The following is a 16,657-nucleotide window of genomic DNA, read 5'->3' as shown; positions in this document are numbered from 1 at the left end:
GCGCGTGCAGGCCGGTTGCCGGGCCCGAACGAGGGGCTCGCGGCCGGCGGCTGGGACTCCTCGCGGGCCGGCGTTCGTGCGTCGACGCACCAAATTCGGCCTGAAAAACAATTAAAGGCTCGGGCACAAAGCGGGGGGTATGGGAATACTCTCGCGCGCCTCCTACGTCGTCCGGTCGAAGATCAACGCTATCCTGAACCGGGCGGAGGACCCCTCCGAGACGCTCGATTACTCCTACGAACAGCTCCGCGACCAGCTCCAGGACGTCAAACAGGGCATCGCGGACCTGACGACCCAGAAGAAGCGTCTGGAGATCCAGAAACGGCGCCTCGAGGAGAACGTCGAGAAGCACAACGAGCAGGCCCGCGAGGCGGTCAGACAGGACCGCGACGACCTCGCCCGGAAGGCCCTCGAGAAGAAAAAACAGAAGATGAACCAGATCGAGGGGCTGGAGAGCCAGATCGCCGAACTGCAGGGCCAGCAGGACAAGCTGGTCGAGCAGAAGAACAAGCTCCAGAGCCGCATCGAGGAGTTCCGCACCAAGAAGGAGACGATGAAGGCCCGCTACGAGGCGGCCGAGGCCAGTACCAAGGTCTCTGAGGCCATGACCGGCGCCGGCGACGAGTTCGAGGACGTCGGCCGCGCCATCGAGCGCGCCGAGGAGCGCACCGAGGACATGGAAGCGCGCTCGCAGGCGATGGACGAACTGCAGGAGAGCGGCGCGTTCGACGACGCGCTCTCGGACAAGGACTCGATAGACCGCGAACTCGAACAGCTCAGCACCGACAGCTCCGTCGACGCCGAGCTGAACACGCTGAAAGGCGAGATGGGCAAAGGGACGACGGAGACCGAAAGCGAGAGCGCCGACGCCAGCGGTTCCGGCGGGAGCGACCGCGACGAAGCGGAGACCGAATCGGCCGACGTCGACGCAGCGGACGTGGAGACCCCCGACGTCGACGCCAACGGCGAGGGCGGCGACGAGGTATCGGTCGACGAGTCCGAGGTCGAGGCGGAACTGGAAGAGCTCAAAGAGGACGAGCAGTAGTCGCGCGGTCGGGCGACGGTCGGTCCACGCGGATTCGACTTTTCAGGGCGGCCACAGGGCCGCAATCGACAGCGTCGTGACGACGGTGAGCAGTAGCTGGAGCGGTCCGCCCACGCGGAGGTAGTCGGTGAATCTGTAGCCGCCGGGGCCGTAGACCATGAGGTTCGTCTGGTACCCGATGGGCGTCACGAACGCGTTCGCGGCGGCGAACGTGACCGCGATCAGGAAGGGGAAGCCGTCGAGGCCGAGCTGCTGAGCCGTGCTGACCGCGATCGGGATCATCAGGACGACCGTGGCGACGGGCGTGATGATCGCGGCGACGACGGCGGTGAGGAGGTAGAGCAACCCGAGCAGGACGACCGGAGGGATCGCCTCGCCGGCGCCCACGAGGGCCGTCGCGATCGCGTCGGCGCCCCCGGTCGCCTGCATCGCGACGCCCAGGGGCAGGAGGCCGGCGAGCAGGAAGACGACGCTCCAGTTGATCGCGTCGTAGGCCTGGTTCGCGGTGATCGTCCCGGTGGCGACGAGCGCGAACACGCCGCCCAGCGCGCCGATGGTGATCGGCACGAGGTCGGTCGCGGCCAGTGTGATGACCGTCGCGAGCACGCCGATAGCGACCGGCGCCCGGGGGCCGAGACCCGGCCCCTCCGTTCGCGCGTCCACCAGTTCGGTCTCCTCGGCCGGCCCGTCCGCCGTCTCGTCGCTCGGGGCGCTCGACCCGGTAGCTCCGTCCGGGGGGACGGCGCGTTCGGTGACAACGACGTAGTTCGCCTCCTGGAAGTAGTCGACGGCAGTGGCCGTCGTCTGGAGGAGGAGCGTGTCGCCGAGTTCGAGTTCGACGGCGCCGAGGCCCTCGCGTCGGAGGTCGTCGCCGCGCCGGAGTGCCAGGACCGTCGTGTCGAACCGCTCGCGGAACTGCAGGTCGTCGATGGTCCGTCCGGCGATCCGCGATTCGGGGTGGACGACCGCCTCGACGAGCGTCGCGTCGTGGGGCGCGGAGGCGAGGCGCTCCTCGGTGACGTCTTCGCGGGAGCGCTGGCCGAGTCCGTATCGGTCCGCGAATCCGTTGACCGCCTGGAGACTCCCGCGGACGGTGAGGAGGTCGCCGGCGGCGAGTTCCCGGTCGCTCCCGCTCGCGACGTAGGCCTCGCCGTCGCGTTCGACCTGGAGCACGTCCACGTCGTGGTCTGCGGGGCCGTCCCCGGGGCCGGCGTCGACTCCGTCGACAGCGGCCACGCCGGCCGCGTCGGCCGGCGGATGCCCCGGGTCGGCCGGAGAGCGTGGGGTCGCGGGGGGCGTTTCGTCCGTTTCGGTCATCGCGTCCGGTGGGGCAGTCGCGTCGGCGGTCTCGACGACACCGCCGTCTTCGAGCGCTTCCGCGACGGTGTGGCCGACCAGCGGCGAGTCCTCGCGGACGACCAGCACGCTGAGGTGGCGGTCGAGGTCGAACTCGTCGGTGAAGTCGGCGTCCGCCGGGATGCGCTCGGGGACGAGCCAGCGACCGACGGTCATCAGGTACGCGAGGCCGACCGCGAGGACGACGACGCCGACGGGCGTGATCTCGAACATCGAGATGGGATGGTCGAGCAGGTCCCTGGAGAGGTCGCTGGCGAGGAGCGTCGTCGACGTGCCGATGAGCGTCAGCGTGCCGCCGAGCATCGCCGCGAACGACAGCGGCAGCAGCAGCTTCGACGGCGAGATCCCCGCGCGCTCGGAGAGGCCGGTGATCATCGGGATGAACACCGCGACGACGGGCGTGTTGTTGACGATGCCCGCCGAGAGGCCGGTCACGCCCACTGTCGCGCCGAGCAGGCGCGTCTCGTCGCCCCCGGTCATCGCCTCGAGGACGGCGCCGAGATAGTCGACGACGCCGGTGTACTCGACGCCGGCGCTGAGGACGTACATCGCGAGGATCGTCACCGTCGCGCGGCTGGCGAAGCCCTGGATCGCCTCGCCTGCCGTGACGCCGGTGTAGGGTTCGAGGACGGCCAGGGCGACGAGAACACCGATGGCGGTGATGTCGGGCGGCAACCGCTCGCTGACGAACAGGGCGAGCGCGACGGCGATCAGCGCGAAGACGACGACTGCCCCCGTCGACAGCCCGAATATCATATCGTTGGGACGTTCGCCTGCCGCCATAAAACGATGGGTCCGGCGACGGCTCTCTGTTCGCGGGGCGGACCCGACCTGACGGGGCCGGCGGCACACTTTTCCTCGCGCGTCGACACCTCCGAGTATGCGACTCCTGTTCATCCACTCGGACCACCTGGAGTTCGAGGCGCGCGAACAGGCCGGCCCGGACGACCTCGCCGAGCGGGAGGGCGTCCCGATGGACGGCCGGATGGAGGACTGCGTGACAGCCTTCATCAGCGTCGAGTCCGACGACGAGGCCGACCTCGACGGCGTCGTCGCGAACGCGACGGACGAACTCCGGGACGTGACAGGGCAACTCAACACGAACCGAGTGGTGCTGTACCCCTACGCCCACCTCAGCGAGGACCTGGCGAACCCCGACGCCGCCAAGCAGGTCATGCGGAACCTGGAGTCCGAACTCGAAGCCGACGGGTACGAGGTTCTCCGGGCGCCGTTCGGCTGGTACAAGTCCTTCGAGGTGTCCTGCAAGGGCCACCCGCTCTCGGAGCTCTCGCGCCACGTCTCCGCCCACCGCGACGACCGAGCGGGCGAGGGAGCGGAGGCCGGCGAGCCCGAGCGCGAGCCCAGCGAGTGGCTCGTGATGTGGCCCGACGGCTCGACCGAGTCTGCGGTCGCCGCGAAGGACGAAGTACGCGGGGACATGCGGGCGTTCATCGAGGACGAGGTCGAGGACGTGGTCGCCTCGCCCGGCGAGGAGCCGCCCCACGTCGAACTCATGCAGGAGAAGTCCCTCGTGGGCTACGACGACCTCTCGGACGTGGGGAACCTGCGGTGGTACCCCCGCGGGAAACTCGTCCGCGACTCGCTGATGGAGTACGTGAACGACCTCGTCGTCGACTACGGCGGGATGCCCGTCGAGACGCCGATCATGTACGACCTCGGCGCGCGGCCCATCGACGAACACGCCGGCAAGTTCGGCGAGCGCCAGTACCGCTTCGAGTCGGGCGACCGTCGGATGATGCTCCGCTTCGCCGCCTGTTTCGGCCAGTTCTCCATCATGCGGGACATGCACATCGCCGCCAGCGACCTCCCGCTGCGGATCTACGAGATGTCGACCTACTCGTTCCGCCGCGAGCAGAAGGGCGAGGTCACGGGGCTGAAGCGACTGCGCTCGTTCACGATGCCGGACATGCACACCGCGACGGCGGACATGGCGGGCGCCCGCGAGGAACTGATGCGCCAGGCGAAGCTCTCCCTGCGGACGAGCGACGACCTCGGGCTGGACTACCAGCCCGCCCTGCGGACGACCCGCGAGTTCTACGAGGACAACGGCGAGTGGGTCGCCGAGGTGGTCGCCGAACTCGACAAACCCTCGCTGGTCGAGATCATCCCGGAGCGCCACCACTACTGGTCGGCGAAGATCGACTTCGCCGCCATCGACGGACTCGGTCGCCCCATCGAGAACCCGACCGTCCAGATCGACGTCGAGAGCGCCGAGCGGTTCGACATTACCTACACCGACGCAGAGGGCAGCCATCACCCGCCCATCTTGCACTACTCGCCGTCGGGCGGGATCGAACGCGTGGTGGCGGCGCTGCTGGAGGAGACGGCGACCATGGACACCCCGCGGTTGCCCACCTGGCTCTCGCCGACGCAGGTCCGCTTTGTCCCCGTCGGCGAGGAACACGTCGAGTACTGCGACGACCTCGTCGCGGACCTCGCGACGGCCGACGTGCGCGCGGACGTGGACGAGCGCTCCGAGACGGTGGGGAAGCGCATCGCCCGCGCGGAGACCGACTGGGTGCCGTACTACGCCGTCGTCGGCGACCGCGAGGTCGACAGCGGGACCCTGGACGTCAACGTCCGCGCGGACGACGAGGAGATCGAGATGACGCCCGAGGAACTTCGCGACCGCGTCCTCGCGGAGACCGAGGGGCTCCCGCGGAAGAAACGGTACCTCCCGAAACACGTCAGCGACCACCCCAGTTTCACCGGTCGCTGACGTCGGAAGGAGCGTCGACGGCGGGCCCGCCGGCGTCCGGTCGGCCACCTACCACTATTTACCCGGGTCCCGAACTGTCGCGTATGTACGACGACATCCTGTTGCCGACGGACGGGAGCAAGGGGACGACGGAGACGGTAGAGCACGCGATTTCGATCGCCCGGGACAACGACGCGACGGTGCACGTGCTGTACGTCGTCGACAGCAGGCGCTACCGCGCTGCCGAATCGGACACGAAAGACGAGATCGTCAAATCCCTGGAAGTCGAGGGCGAGCGGGCGATCGAGGATCTCCGTGTCGACCTCGAAGACGCGGGGCTGGTCGTCGAGACCGAGATGCGCGACGGGATCCCCCACCGCGAGATCGTCGACTACGTCGAGGCGGCGGGCATCGACCTGGTGACGATGGGGACCCACGGGCGGACCGGCCGCGACCGCGTCCAGAACCTCGGAAGCGTCACCGACCGCGTCCTCGAGGACGTGAGCGCTCCCGTTCTCGTCGTCGACATCGGGGACTGAGCGGCCGGCGATGCTCGTACGGGACCTGATGTCGACCGACGTGGTGACCGTCGATATCGACGCCACGCTCCACGACGCCGTCGGAAAGATCCTCGCGGAGCGCGTCGGGAGCGTGGTCGTCGTCGACGACGGGACCCCGGTCGGGGTCGTCACCGAGTCCGACGCGCTCGACGCGGCGCACGACCGCGGCCAACGCCTGGGAGCGATCGCGGTCCGCGACCTGGCGCATCCACCGCTCGTGACGACTGACCCCGACCGGACGGTCCAGGGCGTCGCGCGCACGATGGGGGACGAGGGCGTGAAGAAGGTGATCGTCACCGAAGACCTCTCCGTGGTCGGCATCGTGACGCTGACCGACGTCGTCTATCACCTCGCGGACCTCCGCAAGGAGGCCACAGCGGCCGCGACTGACATCGCCGAACGAGACTGGCGGACGGACGACTGAGAGGCGGCGGGACGACCGCTTATTCGCCGTCGTCGGGACCGCGACCGGTCTCCAGGCTCCCCTGGCGACCTTTCGTCTGGCGGTAGTCGGTGCCGAGCAGGTCGGCGAAGTGCTCGACGAACGCTTCGGTCTCCGCGGGCGACTGGTCCGCGGGGTCGAGCATGGGCACGAGTTCGAACCCGCGGCCGCGCATCGTCGTCGCGTGCAGTTCCTCCACGTCGAGTTCGTCCTCGCTCCTGGTGGTGTACTGGAACGCGAGCGCCTCGATGGCCCGCTGGCCGACCGGGACGATGATCTCCGGGTTGATCATCCGAAGCTCGCTGGAGCGGTAGGCCTCGCAGTTGCGGACCTCCTCGTCGGTCGCCGGGCGGTCGGGGTGGCGACACCGCGTGACGTAGGTCAGGTACACCTCGTCGGGAACGGGTTCCTCCGCGCCGGGGTCGCCTTCGACGAGGCCGACGCGGTCGAGAATGTCCCAGACGAGCGACTGGTCGCCCGCGAAGGGGACGCCGGTCTCGTCGGCGGCGGCGCTGGGCTGGTCGCCGATGACGACGAAGTCGGCGCCTACGTCGCCGTAGCCGTGGACGATACGCTCGCGCGTCTCGACCAGCTCCGGGCAGTTCGTACACTCTTCGTCCATCCCGAAGGGGTTGGACAGCTCGTCTTGGCGTGCGTCCATCAGTTTGCACCCCGTATGGTCTGCACGCCCATCAGTCCTCGTCGACCGTCTCGGTCATCGTGTCCGCGTCGTCGGGGTCGTTCTGCGGACTCTCCGGGTGGTAGGCGGTGTCGTACTCGCCGGGGCGGTCGTCGATGCGGTCGGGGTTGATGCGCCCCGAGAGGAGCATGAAGTCCAGGATCGTCACCCGGAGCATCGCTTCGAGGACGGGGACGGCGCGGGGCGGCAGGCTCGGGTCGTGGCGCCCGACGACCTTCGCTTCTTTCTTCTCGCCGGTCTCCCAGTCGACCGTGGTCTGGGTCTTCGGGATGGAGACCGGCGCGTGGAAGGTCACCTCGCCGTAGATCGGCTCGCCGGTGGTGATCCCGCCCTGGAGGCCGCCGTGGTCGTTGCCCACGGGGACGGGGTCGCCCTCCTCGCTGACCACGTCGTCGCGGCTGCCGTCGTCGAACTCCCAGTCCTCGTTGCGGTCGATGCCGCGGGTCTCCCGGGCGTCGCGGCCCTGGCCGTACTCGACGGCGGTCGTCGCGGGCACGGAGAACATCGCCTGCCCCAGGCGGGCGGCGAACGAGTCGAAGCGGGGCGCGCCCAGTCCGCGAGGGACGCCGCGACATTCGAAGTAGACCGCGCCACCGATGGAGTCGCCCTCCTGCTGGTAGCGGTCGATGGCGTCGCGCATCTCCTCGGCCTTCTCGGGGTCGGCACAGCGGACCTCGTTCTCCTCGGTGTGTTCGAGCATGTCCTCCCAGGTCACGTCGTTCGCTTCGATGTCGCCGATCTGGTTGACGTGGGCCTTCACGCGCACGTCGTGGTCGGACTGGCGGAGGACCTGCTTGGCGACGGCGCCCGCCGCCACCCAGTTGACTGTCTCTCGCGCCGAGGAACGGCCGCCACCGCCCCAGTTGCGCGTGCCGAACTTCGCGGAGTAGGTGTAGTCGCCGTGGGAGGGTCGCGGTGCGGTGATGAACGGTTCGTACTTGCCCGAGCGGGCATCCTTGTTCTGGATGACCATCCCGATGGGCGTGCCGGTCGTGTACCCCTCCAGCGTGCCGGACTTGATGGACACCTCGTCGGGCTCGCCGCGGGAGGTGGTGATCATCGACTGGCCGGGCTTGCGGCGGTCGAGCTCTTTCTGGATCTCCTCCTCGGAGATCTCGACCCCCGCCGGACACCCGGACACTGTACAGCCCATCGCCTCCCCGTGACTCTCGCCGAACGTCGTGAACCGGAAGAGACGCCCGAACTCGTTGCCGTTCATTACCACGGGGTCGGTGGGCCGGGCTTATAGTTCTGAAGATGTGGGCGAACGTGGCCGCGCCGCGACGGATCTGCGACGTCGACGATCCACGACACTCGTCGCTCAGCAGCCGAATCGAAACACCCGATGCTCAGCCGCCGACCCGCGAGACCCGATACACAACCGCCGACCCGCACCACCCGCAGGTATTTGTCGACGCCGCGATTCGTTCTGGTGACAGATGTCGACGGACCAGCGGACCGGGACAGGTGAGGGCGGTATGGACGGGTTCACTGTCTTCGCTGCGGGTGCGATGGTTCTGTGGGTCGTCGTCGAAATCGCGTTGCGGTGGGAACTGGTCGCGCTCCTGGCCGGCCCGATCGGGAGTCCGCGGGGCGCCGACATGCTCCTCGTCGGGATCGGGTTTCCGCTCCTGGCCGGTGCCATCGCCTACCTGGGCCGCCGCCGCGGGATCGAACCCGCGGACTGGGACTACGAGGTGTCGCTCCGGTCGATCGCCGCCGGCATCGGCGGCGTCGTCGCGTTCTTCGTCGCACTTCTGGCCGTCGTCCTGGCGATCACCGCGATTCAGGGAATGCCCGACCCCGGTACCGCGACGCCCGTCGTCGAACCGGGCGCGGCGACGTGGGTCCTCGCCGCGCTCTTGATCGTCAACGGGATCGTCGTTCCGCTCGCCGAGGAACTCGCGTGGCGCGGCGTGATCCAGACCGCGCTGATGGATTCGTACGGCGTGCTCGCCGGGAGCGTCGTCGCCGCCACGGGGTTCGTCCTCAAACACGTCGTCGTCGACGGGGGAGCCGACCCGATCAGACTGGCGTCGCTCGTGATCCTCGCGGCGATATTCAGCGCCCTCCGTGTGCGGTGGGGGACCGCCTCTAGCACCGTCGCCCACCTCGGCGCGAACCTGCTCTCGACTGGTATCGCCCTCGCGGCGCTGTGATCGCTGCGTTCCGGTCCCCGCGGACCCTACTGGGCGACGATTCGATACCAGTTCTGCGCGTACTCTCGGTCGTCTTCGCGTAGTAGCACGTTCTCTCTGGCGTACCGCTCGGCCTCCGACCGCGTCAGCTCTTCCGACCAGGACACTCGCTCGTCGGCGTCTACCGCGCCGGGGCCGCCGTTGTCGTATTCGGCGTACGTGACGGTCTCCTCTACGTCCGGGCGCGACCAGTTGTGCCACCCGGCGGGATGGACGTGCTCGCCTAGCTCCGAGCGGAGGAAGGCGACGTGGGCGTGGTCTCGCCACGGTCGACCGAGGTAGACTTCGGACACGTCCGGGTCGGCGGTCAGCGTACAGTCGTCGAACACGTACCCGAACGGCTCTCTCGGCGGCGTCGAGGCCGCCGTGACGTACGAATCGGCCTTCGAGTGGATATCGCAGTCTTCGAAGACGGCGGTGGCACCTCCGAAGACGAAGTCGGTCGTGCCTTCGACGTAGCAGTCGTCGAAGTACTGCCGCGATCCCTCGCCAGCGGCGTAGACCGTGTCCTGATCGCCGAGGAACCGGCAGTTCTCGAACGCGGTGCGGTCGGCCTCGACGTGGAGTGCGACGGCCTGCCCGACGTCCGGGCCGGCGGTGTTCCGCACGGTCAGGTTCCGCGCGGTGAAGTCGTTTCCGCAGACCTTCATCGTATACGTGAAGAACGTGCTGTTGCGTCCCCGGTCGACCCTGTCGAAGTGGTCGTCGTACGTGACGATCGTGTTCTCGACGCTCTCCCCGACCAGATCGACCTCCGTGTTCCAGGCGTGAACCGTCACTTTCTCGTCGTACACGCCGTCCGCCACGAAGATGGAGACCCGATCTCGTGGGAACGATTTCGCCCCGTCGATCGCCGCCTGCAGACTCTCGTAGTCGCCGCTCCCGTCCGCGTCGACGACGTAGTCGTATTCCTCGCGTGCACCCGGAGCCATCGATACCCTACTTCGCTCTCCATCTTCTTGTATACTCTTCGGCTCCGCGTTCTCGGGCAAGAGGAACGACGCGACCTGAATGGGGAGCGCCTTCCGTCCGTCGCTGGGTTCAAACGGCTCGGTCCCTAACTCAGAGCAATGACAGAGACAGCGAACGCGACGCTCGCGGGCGGGTGCTTCTGGTGTATCGAAGCGGCGTTCGAGGAACTCGACGGCGTCGAGGACGTAACATCGGGCTACGCCGGCGGACACAAGGAGAACCCGACCTATCGGCAGGTTTGCTCCGGGTCCACGGGCCACGCCGAGGTCGTCCAGGTCGAGTACGACCCCGACGTCATCGCCTACGAGGACCTGCTGGAAGTGTTCTTCCGGATCCACGACCCGACGACGAAGGACAAGCAGGGCCCCGACGTCGGGTCGCAGTACCGGTCGGCGGTCTACTACCACGACGACGAGCAGAAAGAGACCGTCGAGCGGTTCGTCCACAACCTCCAGCAGGGCGGCGACTTCGACAGCTACGAGAACGACGAGATCGTCACCGAAATCGCGCCGCTCGACACCTTCTGGCGAGCCGAAGAGAAACATCAGAACTACTACGACAAGAACCCGAACGACCGCTACTGCCAGTTCCACGCCGAGCCCAAGGTGAAGAAGGTGCGCGAGCAGTTCGCCGATCGCGCGGCGTCGCAGTAAGCCCGACGCGCTCGCCGATCGCTCGCGAAGATATATCAGTGGACCGAGCGAACCGCCGGATATGGTACGGCTCCCGTCGCTGCGCGGCGTCATCGACCGGCGCATCCTCGTCAACTTCCGGATAGAAGCGGACGCGCTGGACGCCGCCCTCCCGGATCCGTTCGAGCCGCGAACGGTCGACGGGTACGCCATCGGCGGGATCTGTCTGCTCAGGCTGACCGACGTCCGACCGCGTGGCTTCCCCGCGCTCGTCGGGCATCGCTCGGAGAACGCGGCACATCGCATGGGCGTCGAGTGGGACGAGGACGGCGAGCGGCAGGTCGGCGTGTTCGTCCCGCGTCGCGACACGTCCTCGCGGCTCACCGCGGCCGTCGGGAACCGAACGATGGGCCGCTACCACCGCGCCGACTTCGACGTCGACGAGGGGGAGGGCCACTACGCCGTCGCGATGGCGAGCCGCGACGGCGAGACGCGCATGGCGGTGAGCGCCCGGGAAGCCGACGGGGTCCCCGACTCGAGCGTCTTCGACTCGCTCGCCGACGCGTCGGCGTACCACCGGCGCGGCGCAGTCGGCTACTCGCCGGCCGCGGACGGCGACGGGTTCGACGGCGTGAAACTGACGACCGACAGCTGGTCGGTCACGCCGCTGTCGGTCGAGGAGGTGTCGGCGAGCTACTTCGACCACGAGATGCGATTCCCGACCGGTTCCGTCGCGTTCGACAGCGCGCTGTTGATGCGGAACGTCGGCCACGAGACGCGCGACGTCGGACGGCTCTGTCCCGCGACGGAGTCGCCGACCGACGGATCCGGCGGGGCGGCGAACTCGTCGACGGACGAGGTCCCGGTCTCGCCCTGAGCGGCCCAGTGAGGTCCACCGTTCTCTGACCGTTCGACTTCCGTATCGGTCTCCGGCCCCGGAGTCGCGACAGTTCACGGACCGGGACAGTGCGCTCGCGACCGGGCTGTGGGTCACCGCTACCGTCGCACGAAGTCACCGCTACCGCCGCGCGCCCACACCACTTCTAGAATCTTGTTGAACTCATTCGTAACTTATTTCATGAGTCCATCTGACATAGGGACGAAGCCACACGAGAGAGCGTGGCACCGTGCGCCCAGGTGCCAGGGTGGTGGGTTCCGGCCCCTAGCAGGCCGTTTAGCCCGCGATCTGTCCGACGCTCCCTCGTCGAGACGCCAGTCTGTTCTCGGCCGAGGATCTCTTGATGAAAATTTTCCACATCTTTATTAGACAAGGACCTATCACGATTGATCAGCCATGAAGCGGCGGCAGTATCTCGCCGGACTGGCGGGAATCGGTGCGGTGGCAGGTGTATCGGGTGTCGATGGGTACGAGACCGACGTCGAACCGATGGCGTTCTCGGCGCCGGCTGGGGCGGACAGTCACCATCCGGGTCCGCCGCGGATCTGCGCCGTCGGGACGAAGTTCGTCGATCCGATCTTCGTCGACGCCTCCCACGGGATGGACCGGGACAACCTCGCTCCACGGATCCGGGGGACGCTCGAACGGGACCCCGCCAACTACAGCGGGACCGACTTCTCGTGGTCGGTGGCGTCGAAACCGGCCGAGAGTTCGGCCGAGATCCGCTACGCCGCCGAACCGTGGGAGAACAGCGGCGGCGACGACCCCTACGAGGTCGAACCCGGCGAGGACGGGATCCAGCGCTACGACCCGGGCTCTCACAACGTCGCGGAGTTCGTCCCCGACGTCCCCGGGACGTACGTGCTGGCGCTCGACGCGCCCGACGGGACCCACGAACAGACCATCCGGGCGTTCCCGGAACCGCCGAGCGACGCCGGGGGCCCCCCGCGGATCGAACTCGACGCCTCGTACGACGGCGCGGCCGACGAGTTCGTCGTCGAATCGAACCCGGCGCTCGCCCCGAACAGCAACGCGTCGAGCGATGACCTCATCGTCGAGTTCCTGGCGGACGACAGGGACGCGCTGTCGACGGGCGACATCTCCGTCGAGGGGACGACCGCGCGGATCCCGGGCAGTGCGGTCGGCGACGAGACGGCTCGCCTCCACGCGGCGGCATTCGACGGCGAGGTCCACAGCGTCACGGACACAATCACGCTCGACGGCGCGAACGGGGCCGTCGACTACCCCAACCGGCCGCCGGCCTGGATCGAAGACGGCGTGATGTACGAGATATTCACGCGCTCGTTCGAGGGATCCAGGGGCGGGACGACATTCCAGTTCGTGCGGGACAAGGTCTCGTACCTCTCCGAACTGGGGGTCGACGTCGTCTGGCTGACGCCGGTCGTCCCGGCCGAGAGTTCCAACTGGAAGCCGAACAACGGCTACGAGTACGTGGGCGGCGGCCCGCACGGGTACGACGCGCTCTCGTACTTCCACGTCGCGCCCGACCTCAGCACGGAGGGGACCCGCGAGGCCGCGATGCAGGAGTACGAGGCGTTCGTCGACGAGTGCCACGACCAGGGCATCAAGGTCTGTTTCGACTTCGTCATCAACCACGGCGGCCGCCACCACCCGCTGTTCCAGGACACCATCGAGACGACGTCCGACACCGAACCGAGCGGGTGGACCTACGACGCGGTGGACGAGTGGAACACGGATTCGAAGTACTTCGACTGGTTCGACCGGCGCGCCGGGCCGATCACGGACTCCGACGGGAACGTGGTCGACGCCGCGCCGGCCGCGACCGGCTTCTGGGGCCTGCGCGTGATGCCGCAGTGGGACTTCGGCAACCTCGCCTGGCGCGAGCACGTGCTCGCTGCGGCGGCGTTCTGGGCCGAGGTCGGCGTCGACGCGTTCCGGTGTGACATCGCGTGGGGCGTGCCTCACAGCCTCTGGAAGGAGGTCCGCGAGGTCGTCAGGTCCTACGACTCGGAGTTCATGCTGCTCGACGAGGCGATCCCGAACGACCCGTCGTTCGCCGAGAACGAGTTCGACATGCACTTCGACACGGCGGACTTCATGAACACCGCCCACGCCGCCGCGAAGGGCGACGTGAACGGGCAGGCGCTGTACGACGCCGTCGCCAAACGGAAGAAAGAGGGGTGGCCGGACTACTCGCTGCTGGTCAACTCGACCGAGAACCACGACGAGCAGCGCTGTCTGAAACTCGCCAAGCAAGGGAGCCGGTCGAACCCGGAGAAGGCCCAGCGGGCCGCGTGGGCGGCCGGCGTCACGCTCCCGGGCGTCCCCTTCGTCTACTACGGCCAGGAGCGACAGATCACCAACTACGGCGAGAACCGACATCGGGGCGCGTCTGACCCACGCGACGGCGACATCTCGGCCGACGGATACAAGCGGGCGTTCATGAACTGGGACGATTATCCGGCCGACCACCTCCAGTTCTACCGGGACGCCCTGGCGCTGTACCACCAGAACGACGTCCTGAAACCCGACGCCGACCTCACGACGGCGTGGTTCCGCTCGGACGACGACGTGCTCGTGTTCGGCCGCGACGCCAGCGAGACGGACCGCGATTCCGTCAGCGGGCCCGAGAAAGCCGTCGTGATCGTCAACTTCCAGGACGGCCCGGCGACGGTCGACCTCCGACCCGCCGTGAGCTCGACGGATCTGTTCACGGGCGCGGACGTCGCCACCTCTACCGGCGAGGTCATGACGGTCGAGGTCGACGAACTGGCGGTCCTGGAGACGCCGAGGCTCTTCTCGGTCGGCGAGCGGATCGCCAGTTTCGACGACCCGGCCGGCGACGACGACGGCCCCGGGTCGTACACGTACCCGACCGCCGACGCGTTCCTCGACGGCGCGTTCGACTTCACTGGGGTGGAGGTCCGCGAGACGGCCTCGACCTACCAGTTCCGCGCGACTGTCGACGGGCCGCTCACGAACCCGTGGGACCTGCCCGGCGGGTTCTCCGTCCAGCACTTCCAGTATTACCTGCGCGACCCGGAGGCGTCCGGTGGCACGACGACTGCGCGCGAGGGCGTCGGTGCGGACCTCGAACTCCCCTACCAGTACCGCGTCGTCGCGGACGGCGAGAACGGCGTCCGCGTCGAGGCAGCCGACGGCAGTCGACTCGTGAGCGGCACGCTGACCACCAACGAAGCCGACGACGCCGTCGTCGCCGAGTTCCCGAAGACCGCGCTCGACGGCGACCTCTCGTCGATGCTCGTCGCACCGCTCCTGCTCGGGTACGACGGCTACGGGCCCGGCGGCGTCCGAACGGTCGGCAGCGAGGCCGGCGAGTACCAGTTCGGCGGCGCACCCGGTGACGGAACGGGGACGAACGTCATCGACGCCATCCTGCCGGAGAACGCGAGCCAGTCCGACGCGCTGGCCGCGGGCGACGGTGGGGCGACCGTCCCGTACACGAGTATCGGGTCCGGCCTCGTGAGTGGAGAGGAGATCGCCCGCTGGTCCGACGAGATCGGTGACGACGTGGGTCCCGGCTCGTACACCTACCCGACCGCCGACGCGTTCTACGACGGCGCGTTCGACCTCGACGAGTTCGCCGTCTACGACGACGGGGACCGCTACCGCTTCCTCGCGCAACTTTCGACACCGGTCGAGAACCCCTGGAACCTCCCGGACGGCTTCTCTCACCAGTTCTTCCAGGTGTACCTGCGTGATCCCGAAGCTTCCGGCGGGTCGACGACGGCCCGGGCCGGCGTCAACGTCGAGTTCGCCGAACCGTATCACTATCGCGTCGTCGTCAACGGTCAGCACGACAAGCGCGTCGAGACTCCGGACGCTGACGAGCCTGTCACCGAGGACGTGACCGTCTCCGTCGTCCCGTCGCTAAACGCCGTTACCTTCGCTGCACCTAAAGATGCCTTCGACGGAACTATTGAGCGGATGGACCTCGCCCCGCTCATCGTCCCGTTCGACGGCTACGGTGAGGGCAACGTCCGTGCGGTCCAACCGGAGGCGGGCGAGTACGCCGTCGGCGGTGGAACCGATGGCGACGACCCTGCGGTCATGGATCTGATCACGCCCGACGGCGTCACCCAGCACGAAGCGCTCGCGGGCGAGGACGGCGCGAACGTCCCGTATCTCGCCTTCCGTTCGGGCGTGCTCGGTGACCGGCTCCTCTCCCGCGACGACGAGGTCGGCGACGACGACGGACCGGGCTCGTACACGTACCCGACGAACGAGAGCTTCAACGACGGCGCGTTCGACATCGACACGTTCGCCGTCCACGAGACGGACGATAGCTACCAGTTCGCCTATCAGATCGCGGGCGATCTGAGAGTCCTGGACGACTGGGGACCGACCTACGACTTCACGTTCCAGACGCTGCAGGTCTATCTCCGCGACCCGACGGCGTCGGACGGGACGAGTGCTGCCCGCGAGGGCGTCAACGCGACCTTCGAGGCGCCGTACCAGTACCGCGTGGTCGCGGAACCGTTCCAGTCGCCGCGAATCGAAGACGCGACGGGCGGGACGGTGTCCGACGACGTGGGCATCAGCGTCCACTCGCCGTCGCGGACGATCGCCGTCGAAGTGCCGAAAGACGCCGTCGGCGACGTGTCGACCCTCGAGGCAGCACCGCTGCTGTTCGGCTTCGACGGCTACGGCCCGGGTCGGATCCGCCCGGTCACCGACGAGGGCGGAAAGTGGCAGTTCGGCGGCGGCCGCGACGACGACCAGAACCCGAACGTCGTCGACATGGTGACGCCGGTGGACGTGACCCAGTCCGACGCGCTCGACTACTCGGCCGACCGACAGGCCGAGATCCCGTTCGCCAGCCTCACTCGCGCGACGGCCGCCCAGCGCATTGCCGACGTGTGGACGCTGTTCGAGGACGTGCCGTCGGCCGGGTTCGGGAAGAACGAGCGCGGGATGCGCAACAGCGTCGGGAACCAGCTAGACACCGTCGAACGACATCTCGACGGCGGCCGGTACGAACCGGCACACAACGTCCTCTCGTCGGTTCGGAAGAAACTCGCGAAACACCTCGACGCCGACTACCCGCGACACACGCCGGACGAACCGACCAAGGACGACCTACTCGGTGCGGTCGACGACGCGCTCGGGCTGATCGATAGCCTCTGAGCGGT

General features: G+C 68.1%; 12 protein-coding genes. 8 read left to right on the top strand and 4 right to left on the bottom strand.

Annotated features, from left to right (window positions below; all coding sequences use genetic code 11):
• The first annotated feature begins 139 nt into the window (after positions 1-139).
• On the top strand, positions 140-1,045 hold the full coding sequence (locus tag ACMGFE_RS09065; protein WP_436924829.1) for a PspA/IM30 family protein: 906 nt from the start codon (positions 140-142) through the stop codon (positions 1,043-1,045).
• Between the two features lie 42 nt (positions 1,046-1,087).
• Here the strand turns inward: ACMGFE_RS09065 and ACMGFE_RS09060 are convergent, their stop codons facing one another.
• On the bottom strand, positions 1,088-3,157 hold the full coding sequence (locus ACMGFE_RS09060; RefSeq protein WP_436924828.1) for an SLC13 family permease: 2,070 nt from the start codon (positions 3,155-3,157) through the stop codon (positions 1,088-1,090).
• 124 nt (positions 3,158-3,281) lie between these two features.
• Here ACMGFE_RS09060 and ACMGFE_RS09055 point away from each other — a divergent pair, with 124 nt between their 5' ends.
• The 3 genes from ACMGFE_RS09055 (at position 3,282) to ACMGFE_RS09045 (ending at position 6,104) form a co-directional block, all read left to right on the top strand.
• Positions 3,282-5,141 carry a threonine--tRNA ligase gene (locus tag ACMGFE_RS09055; protein WP_436924827.1) on the top strand — a complete coding sequence of 620 codons (1,860 nt, stop codon included), beginning with the start codon at positions 3,282-3,284 and terminating at the stop codon, positions 5,139-5,141.
• Between the two features lie 83 nt (positions 5,142-5,224).
• On the top strand, positions 5,225-5,659 hold the full coding sequence (locus ACMGFE_RS09050; protein WP_436924826.1) for a universal stress protein: 435 nt from the start codon (positions 5,225-5,227) through the stop codon (positions 5,657-5,659).
• A gap of 10 nt (positions 5,660-5,669) precedes the next feature.
• A complete protein-coding gene (locus ACMGFE_RS09045; RefSeq protein ID WP_436924825.1) occupies positions 5,670-6,104 on the top strand; it encodes a CBS domain-containing protein in 435 nt (144 codons plus the stop codon).
• Between the two features lie 19 nt (positions 6,105-6,123).
• Here ACMGFE_RS09045 and ACMGFE_RS09040 read toward each other — a convergent pair whose 3' ends face one another.
• Together ACMGFE_RS09040 and aroC are read right to left on the bottom strand one after the other, a co-directional pair.
• Entirely contained in the window at positions 6,124-6,783 is a 660-nt protein-coding gene (locus tag ACMGFE_RS09040; protein WP_436924824.1) for a uracil-DNA glycosylase, read from the bottom strand.
• A 31-nt stretch (positions 6,784-6,814) separates the two neighbouring features.
• Positions 6,815-8,041, bottom strand: a complete 1,227-nt coding sequence (gene aroC, locus ACMGFE_RS09035; protein ID WP_436924823.1) for a chorismate synthase — start codon at positions 8,039-8,041, stop codon at positions 6,815-6,817.
• 220 nt (positions 8,042-8,261) lie between these two features.
• On the opposite strand from aroC, the gene ACMGFE_RS09030 reads away from it, so the two are divergent.
• Positions 8,262-8,981 (top strand): CPBP family intramembrane glutamic endopeptidase, encoded by a 720-nt coding sequence (locus ACMGFE_RS09030; protein ID WP_436924822.1) that lies wholly within the window; start codon positions 8,262-8,264, stop codon positions 8,979-8,981.
• Between the two features lie 26 nt (positions 8,982-9,007).
• Here the strand turns inward: ACMGFE_RS09030 and ACMGFE_RS09025 are convergent, their stop codons facing one another.
• A complete protein-coding gene (locus ACMGFE_RS09025; protein ID WP_436924821.1) occupies positions 9,008-9,952 on the bottom strand; it encodes a pectinesterase family protein in 945 nt (314 codons plus the stop codon).
• Positions 9,953-10,090: 138 nt separating this feature from the next.
• Here ACMGFE_RS09025 and msrA point away from each other — a divergent pair, with 138 nt between their 5' ends.
• The 3 genes from msrA (at position 10,091) to ACMGFE_RS09010 (ending at position 16,652) form a co-directional block, all read left to right on the top strand.
• On the top strand, positions 10,091-10,645 hold the full coding sequence (gene msrA / locus ACMGFE_RS09020) for a peptide-methionine (S)-S-oxide reductase MsrA (protein ID WP_436924820.1): 555 nt from the start codon (positions 10,091-10,093) through the stop codon (positions 10,643-10,645).
• 61 nt (positions 10,646-10,706) lie between these two features.
• Positions 10,707-11,501 (top strand): DUF2071 domain-containing protein, encoded by a 795-nt coding sequence (locus ACMGFE_RS09015; protein ID WP_436924819.1) that lies wholly within the window; start codon positions 10,707-10,709, stop codon positions 11,499-11,501.
• Positions 11,502-11,918: 417 nt separating this feature from the next.
• Positions 11,919-16,652 carry a glucodextranase DOMON-like domain-containing protein gene (locus ACMGFE_RS09010; RefSeq protein WP_436924818.1) on the top strand — a complete coding sequence of 1,578 codons (4,734 nt, stop codon included), beginning with the start codon at positions 11,919-11,921 and terminating at the stop codon, positions 16,650-16,652.
• The last annotated feature ends 5 nt before the right edge of the window (positions 16,653-16,657 follow it).

Source organism: Halosimplex amylolyticum, from assembly GCF_051414035.1.
Classification (GTDB): Archaea; Halobacteriota; Halobacteria; order Halobacteriales; family Haloarculaceae; genus Halosimplex; species Halosimplex amylolyticum.
This window is presented reverse-complemented; position numbering and strand designations above follow the sequence as displayed.

Coding starts and splice junctions, on each gene's coding strand:
- ACMGFE_RS09050 (WP_436924826.1), top strand. CDS start 5,225: ATGTACGACGACATCCTGTTGCCGACGGACGGGAGCAAGGGGACGACG.
- msrA (WP_436924820.1), top strand. CDS start 10,091: ATGACAGAGACAGCGAACGCGACGCTCGCGGGCGGGTGCTTCTGGTGT.
- ACMGFE_RS09030 (WP_436924822.1), top strand. CDS start 8,262: ATGTCGACGGACCAGCGGACCGGGACAGGTGAGGGCGGTATGGACGGG.
- ACMGFE_RS09015 (WP_436924819.1), top strand. CDS start 10,707: ATGGTACGGCTCCCGTCGCTGCGCGGCGTCATCGACCGGCGCATCCTC.
- ACMGFE_RS09045 (WP_436924825.1), top strand. CDS start 5,670: ATGCTCGTACGGGACCTGATGTCGACCGACGTGGTGACCGTCGATATC.
- ACMGFE_RS09055 (WP_436924827.1), top strand. CDS start 3,282: ATGCGACTCCTGTTCATCCACTCGGACCACCTGGAGTTCGAGGCGCGC.
- ACMGFE_RS09025 (WP_436924821.1), bottom strand. CDS start 9,952: ATGGCTCCGGGTGCACGCGAGGAATACGACTACGTCGTCGACGCGGAC.
- ACMGFE_RS09010 (WP_436924818.1), top strand. CDS start 11,919: ATGAAGCGGCGGCAGTATCTCGCCGGACTGGCGGGAATCGGTGCGGTG.
- ACMGFE_RS09060 (WP_436924828.1), bottom strand. CDS start 3,157: ATGATATTCGGGCTGTCGACGGGGGCAGTCGTCGTCTTCGCGCTGATC.
- aroC (WP_436924823.1), bottom strand. CDS start 8,041: ATGAACGGCAACGAGTTCGGGCGTCTCTTCCGGTTCACGACGTTCGGC.
- ACMGFE_RS09065 (WP_436924829.1), top strand. CDS start 140: ATGGGAATACTCTCGCGCGCCTCCTACGTCGTCCGGTCGAAGATCAAC.
- ACMGFE_RS09040 (WP_436924824.1), bottom strand. CDS start 6,783: ATGGACGCACGCCAAGACGAGCTGTCCAACCCCTTCGGGATGGACGAA.